Origin of the sequence: Rhizobium sp. Root708, from assembly GCF_001429725.1 — a bacterium.
Lineage (GTDB): Bacteria > Pseudomonadota > Alphaproteobacteria > Rhizobiales > Rhizobiaceae > Rhizobium.
The window spans coordinates 43,390-60,174 of sequence record NZ_LMHV01000007.1 but is presented as its reverse complement, the minus strand read 5'-3'; the positions used below and the strand labels follow the sequence as shown (position 1 = coordinate 60,174).

The following is a 16,785-nucleotide window of genomic DNA, read 5'->3' as shown; positions in this document are numbered from 1 at the left end:
TTGCTTGCTCAAACAGCCGGATTGTGCGGCTGGAAGAGCTTTCCCTTCTCGGCGATCAGCACGAAGACGAGACCGATAATCGAGACCGTGAAATAACCGGCGACCATGGGAAGCGCGGTGCCGTTGAAGGCCTGGCCGATGCCGGCGCCGATCAGCGCGCCGCCAACGGTACTCATGAAACCGAGGACCGACGAGGCGGTGCCTGCGACGTGGCCGAGCGGCTCCATGGCCAGCGAGTTGAAGTTCGAGCCGATCCAGCCGAACTGGAACATCGCCAGGCCGAAAAAGCTGATGAACAGGAAGAACGGCATCGGGTGCGGCCCCAACACCAGGGCCAGCAGCCAGATGGTGTTGATGGTGATGAAGCCGAGCAGCGCGACATGCGACAGACGGCGCATGCCGAACTTGCCAACGAGGCGCGAGTTCAGGAACGACGACATCGACATGAAAATCGCGACGCCGGCAAAGGCGAAGGGGAAATAGACGCCGAGGCCATAGATCCCCACATAGATCTGCTGGGCCGAGTTGATGAAGCCGAACAGCGAACCGAAGATGAAGGTGCTGGCGATCGTGTAGCAGAGCGCGATGCGGTTCGTCAGAACCAGCCTGAAGCCGCCAAGCACCGATCTGACGGTGAAGGGCCGAACGTTTTCCGGACGCAGCGTTTCGGGCAGCCGGAGATAGGCCCAGCCGGCGATGATGGCTGCCATGACGGCGATGAACAGGAAGATCAGGTGCCAGCTGCCGAACAGCATGATGATCTGGCCGCTGCCCGGCGCGATGACGGGAACGATCATGAAGACCATCATGATCAGCGACATCACTTCGGCCATCTGCCGCCCGCCGTAGATATCGCGAACGATGGAGATGGTGATGACGCGGGTGGCGGCGGAGCCGAGACCCTGGACGAACCTGAGGATCAGCAAGCCCTCGAAGGTTGGAACCAGCGCGCTGCCAAGCGAGGAACAGATATAGATGCCGATGCCGGCAAGCAGCGGCAGGCGGCGGCCGAAGCGATCGGACAGCGGGCCGTAGACAAGCTGCGCGAAGCCAAAGCCGAGAAGGTAGCTTGAAACAACGAACTGGCGGTGGTTTTCGCTCTCGACGTTCAGGCTCGCGCCGATCTGCTGCAGCGCCGGTAACATGATGTCGATCGCCAGCGAGTTAATCGCCATCAGGAAGGCAGCAAGCGCGATGAACTCACCCTTGCGCATGGGGATGCGGCCCACGTGCGCGGCTTGTGATGAATCTGTCACAATGTAATTCCCATAAACAGGCCAAGGCGCTGTTCAGCACAGCGCCTCGGACTCAAAATACAGATTTGGAAACCGGGCAGAACGCCCGGTGACCGGTCAGGTCAGGCGGCGCCGCGAACGGTTACGCCGTTTTCCTGGAAGTGCTGCTGCAATTCGCCAGCCTGGAACATTTCCTTGACGATGTCGCAGCCGCCGATGAATTCACCCTTGACGTAAAGCTGGGGAATGGTCGGCCAGTTGGAGTAATCCTTGATGCCCTGGCGGATTTCCGAATCGGCGAGCACGTTGACGCTCTTGTAGTCGACGCCGATGTAATCGAGAATCTGCACGACCTGGCCGGAGAAACCACACTGGGGAAACTGCGGCGTGCCCTTCATGAAGAGGACGACGTCGTTGGTCTTGATTTCGTTGTCGATGAATTCGTTGATGCCGCTCATAGGGACCTAATCCTTTCCACAGGCGAGTTAAAGGCCCGCCGTTTCAATCGTTAAGCTTAGATAGCATGTGATCGGCGGAATTCCAGCATGCGGGGCCAAAAAAAGAGCACCCTACCGGTTTGCAGGCAATGGTGTTGCCCGTGCGTTACGCCTCATCGCGGGAGGGCGTGATATGGGATCGCCCGAGCGAGCGCGTCACCTGACCATACCCGGATTTCGCCACAATTGTCGCCGATTGCCGCGCAGCACTTATCTGCCGCCGCGCTGCGGCCAAGAAAGAGAATAATGACCTTCATCTCCAAAAGGGTCGTGCTGCATTTTCCCGGTTTCGAGCCGTTGGATGGATCTGCGCACCGAGCCCGTTATGAGCGATCCGCACGCCAAAGCGCTGCTGTTTGGAAACTCGGCATCTCCGCGGCGGATACTCAGGGAAAACAGCGCGAGACGGCATTCGACGTGACGACCGATACGGACGGTTGGAAGACACGCTCTCGGGTTCACGTGTTCGACCATAATGCGCTCGTCTCACGGCTGAGATCAGGCAGCGTCGCGTCTCAGATCGTTGCCGGCTTTCTGAGTGCTGCGGCCATCATAGGCGATGGAGGGATGTCGGGCTATTTCCGGCATGCTTGGCGGTTCGGCCTGTTCTTCATCTTCCCGTTCCTGCTGATGATGCTTGGCGTTTCACTGAGCGCAACCATTCTGGTGATGCCGCTCGGCCTAGAGCTTTCAGCGTTCCATCTGCTCTGGAGCGCGGGTTTGTCGGTCGCATTCTTCGCGCTCGCCTTCCTGCCTTTCGCCGAGCGTTTCTACACCCTGCATCTTTTTGCGGACTGGCGAATGGCGGTTGCCCTCGGGCGGATGGACAAGAACGACGTCAACGCGTGGCTCGAGGATTGCGCGGTTGCGGCGCGCGCGGCGCTGACGGAGGATGCCGAGGAGTACGTGATTTCATCGCACAGCATGGGATCCAGTGTCGCCGCGCATGTGATCGGCATCCTGCTCGAGCGCGAGCCCAATCTCTTCGAGGGCAAGCAGGTGGTCTTTGCGACGCTGGGCTCAGCGATCCTGCAATGTTCGCTGCTTCGGCCGGCGCATCTGTTGCGCTCGCGCGTAGGCCTTATCGCAGGCTGTCAGTCCGTGAAGTGGATCGATATCCAGTGTCTGACCGACGCCATCCATTTCTATAAGGTGCCTGTCGTGGCCGTGTGCGGCTATCACAGTCTGCCGCAGGCGCAGATGATCTTCATTCGCGTGAAGCAGATGCTCACGGCGGAGCACTACAAGAAGATCAAGCGGGATTTTCTGCGGGTCCACCGGCAGTACGTCTTGGGGCCCGATACCAGGGCGCCGTTCGACTTCACCTTGCTGACCGCAGGGCCGTTGCCAGCGATCGAATTCGCGGCCGACGGATATAAAGCAATGCCCGGCTTTTGACCGGGCATTAGCGAAACTGTCTCAATCGGGTGCCGACGTCTGCAGCGCCAAGGCGTGCAGTATTCCACCCATATTCCCCTTCAGCGCCTCGTAGACCATCTGATGCTGCTGAACGCGGCTCTTGCCGCGGAACGCTTCCGCGACGACTTCAGCTGCGTAGTGGTCGCCATCGCCGGCTAGGTCACGAATCGTGACTTTGGCTCCAGGGATACCGGCTTTGATCATGTCTTCGATGTCACCGGGCTTCATAGGCATGATCGTTACTCCTTGCGCATCATTCCGCGGCAGCGAGCGTGCCGCGACCTTCCATGTAATCAGGGAACCATGATTCATGGGCGTCACGCAATTGCTGAATTGGCAGCGACAGAAGATCGTCGACCACCAGGCTTTCGCCGGAAACTGTGCCGATGCGACGGAACGGTACACCAGCGCCTTCCGCGTTTGCACAGACGAAGTCCGCGACATCATCAGGAACCGTCAGGACGTAGCGAGCCTGATCTTCACCAAACAACAGCGCATGCGGGGCGCCGCGGCATTCAGCGAGCTCGATCTTCAGACCCTTGCGCGAGGACATCGCCATTTCGGCCAGAGCCAGGACGAGACCGCCCGAAGAGATGTCGTGGCAGGCGGTCGCCTGGCCATTGCGGATCACCGACCGGACAAAGTCGCCGTTGCGGCGTTCGGCAAAGAGATCGACTTCCGGCGCCGGGCCGTCAGAGCTGCCGAGGACGTCGCGCAGGTAGATGGACGAGCCGAGGTGACTTCCGTCGGTGCCGATCATGATGACCTTGTCACCATGAGATGCGGAGCCGATGCGCGCCATCTTCTTCCAGTCGCCGAGCAGGCCGACGCCTGCTATCGTCGGTGTCGGCAGAATGGCAACGCCGTTGGTCTCGTTGTAGAGAGAGACGTTGCCCGAGACGATCGGGAAATCAAGCGCACGGCAGGCTTCGCCGATGCCTTTCACGGCATGGACGAACTGGCCCATGATCTCCGGCTTTTCCGGGTTGCCGAAATTGAGGTTGTCGGTGGCTGCGAGCGGTTCCGCGCCAGTCGCCGTGATGTTGCGCCAGCATTCGGCAACAGCCTGCTTGCCGCCCTCGAAGGGGTCCGCCTCGACGTAACGCGGGGTCACGTCGGAGGAGAAAGCCAAGGCCTTGGTCGGATGACCCTCGACGCGGACGACGCCGGCATCACCGCCGGGGAGCTGCAGCGAATTGCCCTGGATCAGAGTGTCGTACTGCTCGTAGACCCAGCGGCGGCTGGACTGGTTCGGGGATCCGACCAGCTGAAGCACAGCCTTGGCGTAATCGGCCGGTTCGGCAACGAGATTGGCGGGCAGGGCGGCGCGCTTGCCCGGCTCGCGCCAGGGGCGGTCATATTCGGGAGCCTGGTCCCCGAGATCCTTGATCGGAAGATCAGCAACCTCCACGCCCTGATGCATGATGCGGAAGCGCAGATCGTCCGTGGTCTTGCCGACGATCGCGAAATCAAGACCCCACTTTACGAAGATCGCCTTTGCAACGGCTTCCTTCTCGGGCTCCAGAACCATGAGCATGCGCTCCTGGCTCTCCGAAAGCATCATTTCATAGGCGGTCATGCGCTCTTCGCGGACCGGAACGCTGTCCAGATCGAGAAGGATGCCGAGGTCGCCCTTGGCGCCCATTTCAACGGCGGAGCAGGTAAGGCCGGCTGCACCCATGTCCTGGATGGCGATGACGGCGCCCGTCTGCATCAGCTCGAGGCAGGCTTCGAGCAGGCACTTTTCGGTGAAGGGGTCGCCGACCTGGACGGTCGGGCGCTTCTCTTCGATGGATTCGTCGAATTCGGCCGAGGCCATGGTGGCGCCGCCGACGCCGTCGCGGCCGGTCTTTGCGCCAAGATAGACCACCGGCAGGCCAACGCCCTTTGCCTCGGAAAGGAAGATTGCGTTCGACTTCGCAAGGCCGGCCGCGAATGCGTTGACGAGGATGTTGCCGTTATAGCGGGCATCGAACTCGACCTCGCCGCCAACGGTCGGAACGCCGAAGGAATTGCCATAGCCGCCAACGCCCGAGACGACGCCGGAGACGAGGTGGCGCGTCTTCGGATGATCCGGCTCACCGAATCGAAGCGCGTTCATCGCAGCGACCGGGCGCGCGCCCATGGTGAAGACGTCCCGCAGGATGCCGCCGACGCCGGTTGCCGCGCCCTGGTAAGGCTCGATGTAGGACGGGTGGTTGTGGCTTTCCATCTTGAAGACGACGCAATCGCCGTCATCGATGTCGACCACGCCGGCATTCTCGCCAGGACCCTGAATGACGCGCGGACCCTTGGTCGGCAGCGTGCGCAGCCACTTCTTGGAGGACTTGTAGGAGCAGTGCTCGTTCCACATCGCCGAAAAGATGCCGAGCTCGGTGAAGGTCGGCTCGCGACCGATCAGATCCAGTATCCGCTGGTATTCGTCCGGCTTGAGGCCGTGGGCGGCGATGAGTTCTGGAGTGATCGGGCGGGTATTGGAAATGGTCATGAGCTCTCGGAAGTCCCTGCCGTTGCGCGATTTCCGCTGTCTTTAGCCTAAGTGAATGAAACGTGCGACAGGAAAATGCCCGCTGTTAACAGACAGCGGGCATGGATAGCGCCTAATCGGCAGGCTTAGAACTTGTAGCCGACCTGGAGACCCGCGCGGGTCATGCCATTGTTCGGGCCGTCACAGAGATTGGCATGCGACGAGTGGGCGACCTGAGCGATGACGTTCCAATGCGCGTCGAAGCGATAGCCGGCGCCAAGGTACTCGTGAAACAGCCAGTGACAGCCGAGATCCGGGCCATCGGTGTTATTATTGAGTGCGCCATTGTGCCAGACGCCGCCGAAGCCAGCCTCAGCAAAAATCTTCTCGTTGAAATTCACGGTCCAGGCAAAGCCGCCGAACACCTGCGTTGCCTGACCGGATGTTCCGATCGAGGTTCCCAAGTTAATGCGCGGTCTCGCGAGCTGCTGCTGCCAGTTGGTCGCGGCATCCTGATCGAAGGGATCGAAAAAGACCGTCACCTCGGGAAACACGCCGTCTTCGCGCTCATGACCGTTCTGGATCGATGCCGATGCGCCGAAACGCAGTTCATCGAAGATCTGGCCGTCAGCATGCGCTGCAACGGAAAATAGCGACATATTGGCAACAAACGCAGCCAGCACTGTCTTCCGAGACAGTGGTACCAATTCACAAATATTCACTGCCATGCGCCGCCTCGTGCTCGTCGCAAATCACCAAAGTCTTATGCAGTGGTAGCATTCATCGTGAGTCGGTAAAGCAACTTATCTGCCGGAAGGCCGGTTTCCAGGAAGTGCGGCTGATCTGCAACGTTTTCAGATCTCACCGGCGTAAGAGGCGCCGCCACTTTCAAGCAGGCGTCGCAATGTCATAAAACCTGCAACCATTTCTTCTCGGTTTGCGGGAGACGAGAAGCTTATGCGCACGCGATGGTAGACTTTGTCCACGCGAGCCGCCTTGAATTCATCTTCGTCGTCGATAAGCACGCCATCCCGGAACGCTGCGTTCTTGAACGTCCCTGACAGCCATGGATCGGGAAGCTTCAGCCAGAGGAACGGCACATGCGGATGCGAGACGAAGTCAAAGCCATCAAGGCTTTCCCGTGCAAGACGCTCGCGAGCGCTCAGTTCGGCGACGCATGCCTGGCGGATTTCGTGTGCCTTGCCGCTCTCGATGAGGCGCGCGCCCACTTCCGCCAGGATAAACGGCAAACCGCCGGTGATCATCTTGTGCGTGACCTTGATGCGCTGGGCGAAATGCGGTGGGCATGCGACCCAGCCTCCGCGTATTCCGGCTGCGACGGATTTCGAGAGGCCGCTGATCAGGAACGTCCTGTCCGGCGCAAGCGCTGCCAGCAGCGGGTTCTGGTCGCCGGTCATTCCACCATAGAGATCGTCTTCGATCAGCCAGACGCCGTGCCGGCGTGCGATCTCGGCGATGCTTGCGCGCCTGTCCGCAGGCATCGTGGCGAGCGTCGGGTTGTGGGCGGTCGGCATCAGGAACGCCAGCTTCGGATGCTGCTGCTGGCAGACCCGCTCGAAATCGTCAGGGAGGACGCCGTTTTCATCTGAATCGACGGTGATCGTGCGTCGTCCCAAGATGCGGGCACTGCGGCTGACCTGAGTGTAACTCAGGTTCTCGAAGACGATCTTGTCTCCGGGTGATGACACGGCCGCGATGACGGCGATGGCAGCGGCATGGGCGCCGAGCGTCGGTACTATGTTTTCGGCGTCCGGTGTCCAGTCGTTGCGCGCAAGCCAGCGCCGTCCGGCCTCGTACCAGTTTGCTGGGAAGACGCGGGAATATGAGGATATCTCGGTCAAGTGTTCTTCCCCGACATCGGCGAGGATTCGGCCGATCACCTTTCCCTGGCCGAGGTCGGGGGCGGCTGTCGTATCGAAGCGGATTTTGTCCGCGGGCGCTTCGATTGTCCTCGTTCCACCGAGTGCAATGGTCAACGGGTCCGGTTGATTGCCTGGCGCCGTTTCCGCGCGATCCAGCACATATGTCCCGCGGCCGACTTCCCCGGCAACTAGACCTCTTTCGTGGACCAACGCGTAAGCCCTGCCGATTGTGCCGATTGTCACTCCGATGTCATAGGCAAGGTTGCGCTGCGGCGGCAACTTGCTGCCGGCAGGCAGCGCGCCGCTGGCGATCGCGGACTCGATGTTGTCTGCCAAACGGAGATAGACAGGGCCGGAGCCGCGGGAGAGGTCTGGAAGCCAAGTTGTCATGATGACAATTTACTAGATTGTCACCCTTCACTTGTCAAGGCTATCACCGCGACAGGTGCAATGCGTCTCGGAGACGAACATGTCGCTATTTTCGATGAATGACAGGCTGGCACGCACGGGTATAATGCGTCGGCCAGTTGAGGAAAGCCCGATTGCGCGGGTCTTGCGTGCGATGCGCTCTTGGCACGCCAAGCGGGAAAGTCGCCGGACCTTGCAGTTCCTGACAGACGATGAGCTGCGCGATATCGGAATTACGCGCTCGCAAGCGCGCAAGGAAGTCGGCAAGTCATTCTTCTGGGATCAATGATCAGCTGCAGGACTTGTTGCCGGACCCCCAGCGCGTGACATCGTGAACGATGCGCGGAGAGGCCGGCGACTGCATCATCGGGCCGAACGCATCCATCTTGGACGGATTGCCTTCCGCCTGCACGACAAGCAGCGGGCGGCTCTCGGGGCTGCCCTTATGCACGACGAGGATGCGCGGACGTCCTGAGAAGGAATTCAGTTCAGGCGCCAGGCGGTAGGCGGCAAATGCGGGATCCCCGGATTTGAACCAGCAGGTATTCGCAGCGACGGCGACGCGCTCCATCGTCGAAAGCGCGCTGCGATCAGGACCGCTTGGCGGTACCTTCGACTGGCAGGCAGCCAGAAGCAACGCGGCGGCCGCAATGGAGAATACAGATTTAACCGCGAGGCGAGGGCGCATCGATCTTGCTCCAATGGACCGGATAGACGGCCTCTTAAAGGCTGAAGGTTAAGCGGCGATTACGCTGAGCGCAGATGCGAACAATGCACGTCCGTCAGAGCCGCCGTGCGCCGCTTCGATCAGGTTTTCGGGATGCGGCATCATGCCGAGGACGTTGCCACCCGTGTTCATCACCGCTGCGATGTCGTTGACGGAGCCGTTCGGATTGGTGCCTTCGGCATAACGGAACACGACCTGACCGTTGCCTTCGATCGTCGCTAGGGTCTCCGGATCTGCGAAGTAGTTGCCATCGTGATGGGCCACAGGGCAGCGGATGATCTGGCCGTTTTCGTAGGCGCGGGTGAAGTCGGTCTCGGCGTTGGCGACTTCGAGCTTGATTTCGCGGCACACAAACTTCAGCGAAGCGTTGCGCATCAAGGCGCCCGGCAGAAGGCCCGCTTCGACCAGAATCTGGAAGCCGTTGCAGACGCCGAGAACCTTGACGCCCTTGTTGGCCTTTTCGATGATGGCCTGCATGACCGGCATGCGAGCGGCGATGGCGCCGCAACGCAGGTAGTCTCCGTAGGAAAAGCCACCCGGGATGACGATCAGGTCAACGTCCGGTATGTCGGTCTCCGTCTGCCAGATCGTCACCGGTGCGTGACCGGAGATCTTGGTGAGAGCGGCGATCATGTCGCGATCGCGATTGAGACCCGGGAGTTGAACGACGGCTGATTTCATCGGTATGCTCAAACCTTGCTTGTTCTCGGAGACGAGACTGGTTGCGCTATGTTCGGAAGGCGCGGGATGTGCATTAGCATGACTATGCTGTCGCTTCCATCTTCGCCCGCCCAGGGCGTCCGGCACAACCGCTCGGATGTGCCGGCCTAGTGCATCAATCGAGGGAGATCGTGTAGTTTTCGATCACGGTGTTGGCGAGAAGCTTGTCGCACATCGCCTTGAGATCGCTTTCCGCCTTCGACTTGTCGGCGCCTTCGATCTCGACGTCGAAGACCTTGCCCTGACGGACGTGGCCGACGCCGTCGAAGCCGAGCGCACCGAGCGCGCCTTCGATCGCCTTGCCCTGCGGATCGAGAACGCCGTTCTTGAGGGTGACGGTTACACGAGCCTTGATCACTTTTGTCTTTCCTGTCTGCTTGAGCGAATGTTTACTTCACGAGAACCGGGCCGGTACCGCGCACGGGCTCGTTTTCGTTGATGATGCCGAGGCGACGGGCAACTTCCGAATAAGCCTCGAGCAAACCACCCATGTCACGGCGGAAGCGATCCTTGTCCATCTTCTCATGGGTCTCGATGTCCCAGAGGCGGCAGGAGTCGGGAGAGATTTCGTCGGCCAGGATGATCCGCATCATGTCGCCTTCATAGAGGCGACCGCACTCGATCTTGAAATCGACCAGCTGAATGCCGACGCCAAGGAAAAGGCCGGTCATGAAGTCATTGACGCGGATGGCCAATGCCATGATGTCGTCGAGTTCGGCGGGATTTGCCCAGCCGAACGCCGTGATGTGCTCTTCGGAGACCATCGGGTCATCGAGCGAGTCCGACTTGTAGTAGAACTCGATGATGGAGCGCGGCAACACCACGCCTTCTTCGATCCCGAGGCGCTTAGCGAGCGAGCCGGCGGCAACGTTGCGGACGACGATCTCAAGCGGGATCATCTCCACTTCCTTGATCAGCTGCTCTCGCATGTTGAGGCGGCGGATGAAGTGCGTGGGAATGCCGATCTTGTTCAGATGGCTGAAGATGTATTCCGAAATACGGTTATTCAGAACGCCTTTGCCATCGATAACTTCGTGCTTTTTCTTGTTGAAGGCAGTGGCATCGTCTTTGAAGAACTGGATCAGCGTGCCCGGTTCCGGGCCCTCATACAGGATCTTGGCCTTGCCCTCGTAAATACGGCGGCGACGGTTCATTTCGATTGTTCTCTATCGTTGGCGCTCTTGGGATAGCGCGAGTGGATCGATCTCGTGGCGTCCCCTTAAAGGAAAAGCGAGGGTTTCACAATCCGCCTGTCACTCCTTCCCCGGATTCCGGCTTGTTCAGCGTAATGCTGAGAATCGAAGGGCTTGCGAGCTGAAGTTTACAGCGTTTTCAGCCACAACGAAATGACGGCTTCATGGCGGGTCGGTTTTACCGGGTTTTATTTCCCGCTCTTCGCGGCGATGGAGCCTTGAAGGGTCGACTGCAGCGCGCGAGCGCCAGAGTCGACGTTTCGCCAGCTTGAAGAGCGGATGAAGGCCGGGATCTGCTGCGCGGGCATGGGTCTCGCCAGCGCATATCCCTGCAGCACGTCGCAGCCGAGCTCACCAAGAATGCGTACATGGTCGCTAGTTTCGACGCCTTCGGCGGTGACGAGGATGTTGAGGGAGCGGCCGATGTCGATAATCGACCGGACGAGCTTGCGCTGTTCGGAGGAGCTTGGCAGCATCTTGATCAGCTGGCGATCGATCTTCAGCGTCCGCGGGCTGAGCTTCAGCAGGCTGACAATCGAAGCGTGGCCGGTGCCGAAATCGTCGATCTCGATGTCGATGCCGAGCTTTCGAAGCTGCCGGAGGTTTGCCGTCACCGCCGCATCGCAATCGTCCAGAGAGATGGATTCCAGCAGTTCGAAAGCGACCGTGCCGGGCTCGATCTTCAGCGCGCGCAGCTTCTTGCCAAGATTTGGGTCGTCGAGGCGCTTCGAGGACACGTTGACGGCGATCTTCGGCACGGTGACGCCTTGGGCCGCCCATTCCCGGCGGTCAGCGAGGGCCTGCTCGAGAATAAGCCCGTCAATCGCAGCGACGACGTTGATGTCTTCGGCGATCGCCAGGAACTTGTCGGGCGCGAGCAGTCCGAATTCCGGATGCTGCCAGCGCGCGAGCGTTTCGGTTCCAGCGATGTTCAGCGTGCGGGCGTGGAACTGCGGCTGGTAGAAGGGAATGAATTCGCCGCGCTCGAGCCCGCGCAGAATGTCGTCTGCCAAGCGCTTGCTGGCGATGATGCGGCGGCGGGCATCGGTCGAGAAGAATTCATGCCTGTTTCGGCCGCCGCTCTTGGCGCGATAGAGGGCGATGTCGGCGTTGAGCAGCAGTTGCTTGGCGTCGAGAGCCTCGCCACTGCCGGTGGCGATCCCGATACTCGCCCCGAAGCGGCAATCGTGGTTTTCGTAACGAATGGGGCGGCAGAGTTCTTGAATGATCCTCTGCGCCAGATTTCCAATCTTCCTTGGCGTTACGTCCATCGTGCAGAGGACGACGAACTCGTCGCCACCGATGCGGGCCACGAAGTCGTCGGCGCGCACATTCGCCTTGAGCACCTTGGCGGCGTGCATGAGCATGGCGTCGCCGGCGCGGTGCCCCAGCGTGTCGTTGATCTGCTTGAAACGATCGAGGTCGATGTGCAGGACGGCGAGCGTCAGATCCATGCTGACGCATTTTGCCGCGTACTGGTCGAGCATCCGGTCCAGATAGCGGCGGTTTGGCAATCCCGTGAGATAGTCGTGAAGCGCCAGATGCTCGATGCTCTCCTTGGCGGCTTCGAGTTCTTGATTGCGCGCTTCGGCGAGCGTCTTGGCGCGTTGCAGTTCACTGTTCAGCAGGACTTCGTCGGTGACATCCCAGTTTGCGCCGATCAGCTTACGGCGTCCGGTGCCGTCGACGAAGAAACCGCCTTTTGCGCGAATGACCCGCTCGGCACCATCGCCCCGGATGATCCGGAACTCGTGCTGGAAGCTTCGGTTCTGCGCGACGCTGTCGTTGATCGTGGCAACGACCCGCTCCCTGTCGTCGGGGTGCAATGCCTCGGTCCACACATCGTTTGCCACCTTGGGCGAGCCGATGTGTATCCCGTAGATCGCCATCAGGCGCGAATCCCATTCCACGGTGCCGGCCTCGATATCGGCTTCAAACACGCCGATGCTGGAAATGTCGAGGGCGAGGTCGAGACGGCGCGACATATGCGCGAGGTGCTCTTCGGCTTCCTTGCGGGCGGTAATGTCGTAGTCGGTGCCAACCAGTCTGGCGGGGCTTCCGTCCTCGTTCCATTCCACGCAGGCGCCGCGGCATTCGATCCAGATCCAGCCACCGTCCCGATGCCGTTCGCGATACTCGAACACCTGATAGTCGGGGTCGCCGGCGTTCTGGTGGTCGATCGCCTTTACGACAAAATCGCGGTCGTCGGGATGGATGAGCGAGAGCCAGGATTCATAGTCGCCATCGGCCTCTTCATCCGGGGCCATGCCGCGCATAGTTTTCCAGGTTTCGGAATAATAGCGCGTTCCATGTTTGAGATTGTGATCCCAGACACCGAGCCCGGAACCCACAAGCGCGTAGTTCCATCGACTTTCACGCTCGCCCAGGTTCGCTTCGATTCTACTGCCTTCAGTGGATGGCGAAGCATCTGGGACGTTATCTGAGAGACCGACCGCCGGGTCCGGTTTATTCTGCGTCAATGGCTATACTCGCTCAGCTGGCGAGTGGATTTTGGTTTGCCTAAATTAAATAGCTCTTAAAATTAGCTGAATCCGCGAAGCTTTCTGCCGTTAGGGCGCGCTGTGGCGCTTGGCGGGGCATCTTTTTTGGTGCCGGATCGGCAGAAGGGGGCAAAATCTATCGGCGGCGCCCTACATCCCTGTCGAAGGAGGACCGCACCATGGCTCAGGATTGGCCCATGTACATCATGCAATGCATCGTTCTTATCGGACTTGCCAGCGTGGTCCTCATCCGCGGCGAGGGCGACTAGCGCGATGTAGTCGATCCGTGCCGCCATAGCGGCACGGCGCATCGGGCGCCTATTTCAAGCGGCTGAGGAACTGTCCGAAGACCATCGTGCCTTCCGGCCACGGACCGTGGCCGGAATCGGTGTTGATGTGTCCTGACTCGCCCGCGTCGACAAGCAAAGATCCCCAGCTCGCGGCGATATCGTCCGCGTGTTCGTAGCTTCCGAACGGATCGTTGCGACTGGCGACTGTCATCGTTGGGAACGGAAGCGGGTCACGCGGGTAGGGTCCAAACGTCATCAGATGCTTGGGCCGGATACCTGGATTGGCGACATCCGGCGGGGCGACGAAGAACGCACCCGCAACCTTCTGGGTGAAATGCGGAATGGCATGAATGACCGACGGAATGCCTAGAGAATGCGCCACGAGAACAACCGGGCGCGTCGACTGGTTGACCTCCTCGGCGATTCTCTTGACCCAATCCTCGCGGACAGGCTTTGACCACTCCGCCTGTTCCACACGGCGGGCGGTGCTGAGTTTTGCCTCCCAGCGGCTTTGCCAGTGTTCGGGGCCGGAATTGGTGTAACCGGGGATGATGAGGATATCGGCGTCTGAAGCTTTCATAGTGCGCCGATGTGAGAAGACGGCACGGCAATGTCAAGGGAAAGCGGGACAACCGGGCCGAATTTTGTTATCTTTGGCACGCCGGTTGTATCTGTCTTATCGGCTTCCGCCGATCTGCGAGCTTGCCGGCCAAGCTTGGCTGAGGAGGAAAAAGCCATGACGGCATTTCATGTCATGTCCGGCGCAACCGATAGCTATACGCGTCCGGTGGTCAATAAAATCAGCGTAGCAGATGTTTTCGACGCACTTCGGCAGGGCCTCGACGACTTTCGCGAAAAGCCCTCGCATTACGTGTTCCTATGTCTGATGTATCCGATTGCGGGTGTCTTTCTCGCGCTCGCGACATCGAGTGCCAATCTTCTGCCCATGATCTTTCCGCTCATATCAGGTCTTGCCCTGATCGGCCCGATCGCAGCCATCGGTCTTTATGAGATCAGCCGGCGGCGGGAGGCAGGCATGGATACATCCTGGCGCCGGGCGCTCGACGTGACGCATTCGCCGGCATTTCCATCGATCATCGCTGGCGGCCTGATGCTGTTTGCCTTCTTCATCGTCTGGCTGGTGGCTGCGCAGACGCTTTATGCAAACGTATTTGGTGACGTCTTCCCCCGTTCCATCTCGACGTTCATGTCAGAAGTCTTCGGTACGCCGGAGGGTATGCAGTTGATCCTCTGGGGCAACCTGCTCGGTTTCGGCTTTGCCGTCATCGTGCTGGCAACGACCGTGGTCACCTTCCCGATGCTGCTGGATCGTGACGTCGGTCTGGTTGCTGCCATGGAAGCGTCTCTGCGTGCAACGCTTGCGAACCCGATCCCTGTCTTCTGCTGGGGGCTGATCGTGGCGGCTTTGCTGGTCGTCGGGACGATACCCGTGTTCATCGGCCTTGCCCTGGTGATCCCGATCCTCGGTCATTCGACCTGGCATCTTTACCGCAAGCTGATCGCACCGCCGATCGTCTGAATACTCAGCCGGTGGCATGGAACTGACAGCCTCTTTCGGAGTTTGCTTCCAGCAGGCTTCGAGGGAGGTATTTCATGGCTGGCAAGCATATCTTCGCTCGCTTCGCGACCGCCGCATCCGCGTGGACCGGCAAGCCTCTGACCTTCGTGTTAGCCGTCGTTCTGGTGGTGGCGTGGGCTCTTACCGGGCCGCTGTTCGATTTCTCGGAAACGTGGCAGCTCGTCATCAATACCGGAACGACGATCGTGACGTTCCTGATGGTCTTCGTTCTTCAGAACGCGCAGAGCCGCGACACCCGGGCCATACAGGCAAAGCTCGACGAGCTCATTCTGACCAGCCATGCGGAAAATCGCTTCATCGGCATCGAACATCTCGACGAGGAGGATTTGAAGCACCTGGACCGGCTTGTCGCCAAGGCAGCCAAAGGGCGCAGGGCCGATATCGCGGAGAACACGGAGCAGCAGCAGACGTCGCCACCGCAGATAAAGCGGAAAAGAAGGACGGCGCCCGAGAAGGCGCCGTCCTGATCGTTTCGTTAGGCGTTGCCGAACACCCGACGGAAAATCGTGTCGACGTGTTTCGTGTGGTAGCCGAGGTCGAATTTTTCGCGAATTTCCTCTTCGGGCAGCGCCGCACGGACTTCCGCGTCGGCTAGCAATTCCTCAAGGAAATCCTTGCCCTGTTCCCAAACCTTCATGGCGTTGCGCTGAACCAGCCGGTAGCTGTCCTCGCGCGATACGCCGGCCTGCGTGAGCGCCAGAAGGACGCGCTGGCTCATGATGAGGCCGCGAAACTTGTTCATGTTGGCGAGCATGTTTTCGGGATAGATCACCAGCTTCTCGATGACGCCGGCCAGACGGTTCAGCGCGAAGTCGAGCGTGATCGTGGTGTCGGGGCAGATAGCGCGCTCGACTGAGGAGTGCGAGATATCGCGCTCGTGCCACAAGGCGACGTTTTCCATCGCCGGCGTGACCGACATCCGCACGAGGCGGGCGAGGCCGGTCAGGTTTTCCGTCAGAACCGGGTTGCGCTTGTGCGGCATGGCCGACGAACCCTTCTGGCCGGGCGAGAAGAATTCCTCGGCTTCCAGGACTTCGGTGCGCTGCATGTGGCGGATTTCGATCGCGACATTCTCGATCGACGAGGCGATGACGCCGAGCGTCGCGAAGAACATCGCGTGACGGTCGCGCGGGATGACCTGAGTGGAAACGGGCTCAGGGATGAGGCCGAGCTTGGCGCAGACGTGTTCCTCGACCGACGGGTCGATGTTGGCGAAGGTGCCGACGGCACCCGAGATAGCGCCGGTCGCGATCTCGGCGCGGGCGTTGACGAGGCGGGTGCGGTTGCGTTCCATCTCGGCGTAGAAACGAGCGAAGGTCAGGCCCATCGTCGTCGGTTCGGCATGGATGCCATGGCTGCGGCCGATGCGCACCGTGTCCTTGTGTTCAAACGCGCGCTTCTTCAGCGCCGCGAGCACGCGGTCGAGATCGGCGAGGAGAAGATCGGCGGCGCGCACGAGCTGGATGTTCAGCGTCGTGTCGAGAACGTCCGATGACGTCATGCCCTGGTGGATGAAGCGGCTGTCGGGGCCGACGAACTCGGCCAGATGAGTCAGGAAGGCGATGACGTCATGCTTGGTAACGGCTTCGATCTCGTCGATCCGGGCAACGTCGAACTGGGCAGCGCCGCCCTTTTCCCAGATGGTCGCGGCAGCGGATTTCGGGATGACACCGATGTCAGCCAGCGCATCGCAGGCATAGGCCTCGATCTCGAACCAAATGCGAAACTTGGTTTCGGGCGACCAGATGGCGACCATTTCTGGTCTGGAATAGCGCGGGATCATGGGCTTCCTGCTTTCGTTCTGATGGAATGCTGGCGCCCCTGTAGCAAAGACGGGCGGCAATC

The 16,785-nt window shown here is 60.2% G+C and carries 17 protein-coding genes; 4 read left to right on the top strand and 13 right to left on the bottom strand.

Annotated features, from left to right (window positions below; translation table 11 throughout):
• Nucleotides 1-8: 8 nt before the first annotated feature.
• A complete protein-coding gene (locus ASE04_RS07225) occupies nt 9-1,214 on the bottom strand; it encodes a multidrug effflux MFS transporter (protein ID WP_056814760.1) in 1,206 nt (401 codons plus the stop codon).
• Nucleotides 1,215-1,357: 143 nt separating this feature from the next.
• Complete coding sequence (gene grxD / locus ASE04_RS07220; protein ID WP_018902196.1) at nt 1,358-1,693, bottom strand: Grx4 family monothiol glutaredoxin; 336 nt, start codon at nt 1,691-1,693, stop codon at nt 1,358-1,360.
• Between the two features lie 285 nt (nt 1,694-1,978).
• Between grxD and ASE04_RS07215 the strand changes: the two genes are divergently transcribed.
• Nucleotides 1,979-3,130 carry a hypothetical protein gene (locus ASE04_RS07215; RefSeq protein ID WP_056814281.1) on the top strand — a complete coding sequence of 384 codons (1,152 nt, stop codon included), beginning with the start codon at nt 1,979-1,981 and terminating at the stop codon, nt 3,128-3,130.
• A 21-nt stretch (nt 3,131-3,151) separates the two neighbouring features.
• Here ASE04_RS07215 and ASE04_RS07210 read toward each other — a convergent pair whose 3' ends face one another.
• The 4 genes from ASE04_RS07210 to ASE04_RS07195 all read right to left on the bottom strand — a co-directional run bounded on the left by ASE04_RS07210 (nt 3,152) and on the right by ASE04_RS07195 (nt 7,891).
• Nucleotides 3,152-3,385 (bottom strand): BolA/IbaG family iron-sulfur metabolism protein, encoded by a 234-nt coding sequence (locus tag ASE04_RS07210; RefSeq protein WP_007789538.1) that lies wholly within the window; start codon nt 3,383-3,385, stop codon nt 3,152-3,154.
• Between the two features lie 19 nt (nt 3,386-3,404).
• Nucleotides 3,405-5,639 (bottom strand): phosphoribosylformylglycinamidine synthase subunit PurL, encoded by a 2,235-nt coding sequence (gene purL / locus ASE04_RS07205; RefSeq protein ID WP_056814278.1) that lies wholly within the window; start codon nt 5,637-5,639, stop codon nt 3,405-3,407.
• A gap of 125 nt (nt 5,640-5,764) precedes the next feature.
• Entirely contained in the window at nt 5,765-6,277 is a 513-nt protein-coding gene (locus ASE04_RS07200) for an acyloxyacyl hydrolase (RefSeq protein ID WP_443216851.1), read from the bottom strand.
• A 195-nt stretch (nt 6,278-6,472) separates the two neighbouring features.
• A complete protein-coding gene (locus ASE04_RS07195; RefSeq protein ID WP_056814272.1) occupies nt 6,473-7,891 on the bottom strand; it encodes an aminotransferase-like domain-containing protein in 1,419 nt (472 codons plus the stop codon).
• Nucleotides 7,892-7,970: 79 nt separating this feature from the next.
• On the opposite strand from ASE04_RS07195, the gene ASE04_RS32155 reads away from it, so the two are divergent.
• On the top strand, nt 7,971-8,198 hold the full coding sequence (locus ASE04_RS32155; RefSeq protein ID WP_056814269.1) for a DUF1127 domain-containing protein: 228 nt from the start codon (nt 7,971-7,973) through the stop codon (nt 8,196-8,198).
• On the opposite strand, the gene ASE04_RS07185 is transcribed toward ASE04_RS32155, so the two are convergent.
• The 6 genes from ASE04_RS07185 to ASE04_RS07160 form a co-directional block, all read right to left on the bottom strand.
• Complete coding sequence (locus tag ASE04_RS07185; RefSeq protein ID WP_056814266.1) at nt 8,199-8,597, bottom strand: hypothetical protein; 399 nt, start codon at nt 8,595-8,597, stop codon at nt 8,199-8,201.
• A 48-nt stretch (nt 8,598-8,645) separates the two neighbouring features.
• Entirely contained in the window at nt 8,646-9,317 is a 672-nt protein-coding gene (gene purQ / locus ASE04_RS07180; RefSeq protein ID WP_056814262.1) for a phosphoribosylformylglycinamidine synthase subunit PurQ, read from the bottom strand.
• A 154-nt stretch (nt 9,318-9,471) separates the two neighbouring features.
• Nucleotides 9,472-9,714: a phosphoribosylformylglycinamidine synthase subunit PurS gene (purS, locus tag ASE04_RS07175; RefSeq protein ID WP_056814259.1), complete on the bottom strand. Its 243-nt coding sequence runs from the start codon at nt 9,712-9,714 to the stop codon at nt 9,472-9,474.
• Between the two features lie 31 nt (nt 9,715-9,745).
• The gene (gene purC / locus ASE04_RS07170; protein ID WP_056814257.1) at nt 9,746-10,510 is read right to left on the bottom strand and encodes a phosphoribosylaminoimidazolesuccinocarboxamide synthase; all 765 of its coding nucleotides are present in this window, start codon (nt 10,508-10,510) and stop codon (nt 9,746-9,748) included.
• Nucleotides 10,511-10,737: 227 nt separating this feature from the next.
• Entirely contained in the window at nt 10,738-13,029 is a 2,292-nt protein-coding gene (locus ASE04_RS07165; RefSeq protein WP_056814254.1) for a bifunctional diguanylate cyclase/phosphodiesterase, read from the bottom strand.
• Between the two features lie 339 nt (nt 13,030-13,368).
• The gene (locus tag ASE04_RS07160; RefSeq protein WP_056814251.1) at nt 13,369-13,920 is read right to left on the bottom strand and encodes an RBBP9/YdeN family alpha/beta hydrolase; all 552 of its coding nucleotides are present in this window, start codon (nt 13,918-13,920) and stop codon (nt 13,369-13,371) included.
• A 156-nt stretch (nt 13,921-14,076) separates the two neighbouring features.
• Between ASE04_RS07160 and ASE04_RS07155 the strand changes: the two genes are divergently transcribed.
• Both ASE04_RS07155 and ASE04_RS07150 read left to right on the top strand, forming a co-directional pair.
• The gene (locus ASE04_RS07155; RefSeq protein WP_056814248.1) at nt 14,077-14,880 is read left to right on the top strand and encodes a DUF2189 domain-containing protein; all 804 of its coding nucleotides are present in this window, start codon (nt 14,077-14,079) and stop codon (nt 14,878-14,880) included.
• Nucleotides 14,881-14,954: 74 nt separating this feature from the next.
• Nucleotides 14,955-15,407 (top strand): low affinity iron permease family protein, encoded by a 453-nt coding sequence (locus ASE04_RS07150; RefSeq protein ID WP_056814246.1) that lies wholly within the window; start codon nt 14,955-14,957, stop codon nt 15,405-15,407.
• A gap of 8 nt (nt 15,408-15,415) precedes the next feature.
• On the opposite strand, the gene purB is transcribed toward ASE04_RS07150, so the two are convergent.
• Complete coding sequence (gene purB / locus ASE04_RS07145; RefSeq protein WP_056814244.1) at nt 15,416-16,723, bottom strand: adenylosuccinate lyase; 1,308 nt, start codon at nt 16,721-16,723, stop codon at nt 15,416-15,418.
• Nucleotides 16,724-16,785: the final 62 nt, after the last annotated feature.

Excerpts from the sequence above, each read along its gene's own strand:
- ASE04_RS07200 (WP_443216851.1), bottom strand. The coding sequence starts at position 6,277 with ATGTCGCTATTTTCCGTTGCAGCGCATGCTGACGGCCAGATCTTCGAT.
- purL (WP_056814278.1), bottom strand. The coding sequence starts at position 5,639 with ATGACCATTTCCAATACCCGCCCGATCACTCCAGAACTCATCGCCGCC.
- ASE04_RS07185 (WP_056814266.1), bottom strand. The coding sequence starts at position 8,597 with ATGCGCCCTCGCCTCGCGGTTAAATCTGTATTCTCCATTGCGGCCGCC.
- purB (WP_056814244.1), bottom strand. The coding sequence starts at position 16,723 with ATGATCCCGCGCTATTCCAGACCAGAAATGGTCGCCATCTGGTCGCCC.
- purQ (WP_056814262.1), bottom strand. The coding sequence starts at position 9,317 with ATGAAATCAGCCGTCGTTCAACTCCCGGGTCTCAATCGCGATCGCGAC.
- ASE04_RS07210 (WP_007789538.1), bottom strand. The coding sequence starts at position 3,385 with ATGCCTATGAAGCCCGGTGACATCGAAGACATGATCAAAGCCGGTATC.
- ASE04_RS07155 (WP_056814248.1), top strand. The coding sequence starts at position 14,077 with ATGACGGCATTTCATGTCATGTCCGGCGCAACCGATAGCTATACGCGT.
- ASE04_RS07225 (WP_056814760.1), bottom strand. The coding sequence starts at position 1,214 with ATGCGCAAGGGTGAGTTCATCGCGCTTGCTGCCTTCCTGATGGCGATT.
- ASE04_RS07150 (WP_056814246.1), top strand. The coding sequence starts at position 14,955 with ATGGCTGGCAAGCATATCTTCGCTCGCTTCGCGACCGCCGCATCCGCG.
- grxD (WP_018902196.1), bottom strand. The coding sequence starts at position 1,693 with ATGAGCGGCATCAACGAATTCATCGACAACGAAATCAAGACCAACGAC.
- ASE04_RS32155 (WP_056814269.1), top strand. The coding sequence starts at position 7,971 with ATGTCGCTATTTTCGATGAATGACAGGCTGGCACGCACGGGTATAATG.
- ASE04_RS07195 (WP_056814272.1), bottom strand. The coding sequence starts at position 7,891 with ATGACAACTTGGCTTCCAGACCTCTCCCGCGGCTCCGGCCCTGTCTAT.
- purC (WP_056814257.1), bottom strand. The coding sequence starts at position 10,510 with ATGAACCGTCGCCGCCGTATTTACGAGGGCAAGGCCAAGATCCTGTAT.
- ASE04_RS07160 (WP_056814251.1), bottom strand. The coding sequence starts at position 13,920 with ATGAAAGCTTCAGACGCCGATATCCTCATCATCCCCGGTTACACCAAT.
- ASE04_RS07215 (WP_056814281.1), top strand. The coding sequence starts at position 1,979 with ATGACCTTCATCTCCAAAAGGGTCGTGCTGCATTTTCCCGGTTTCGAG.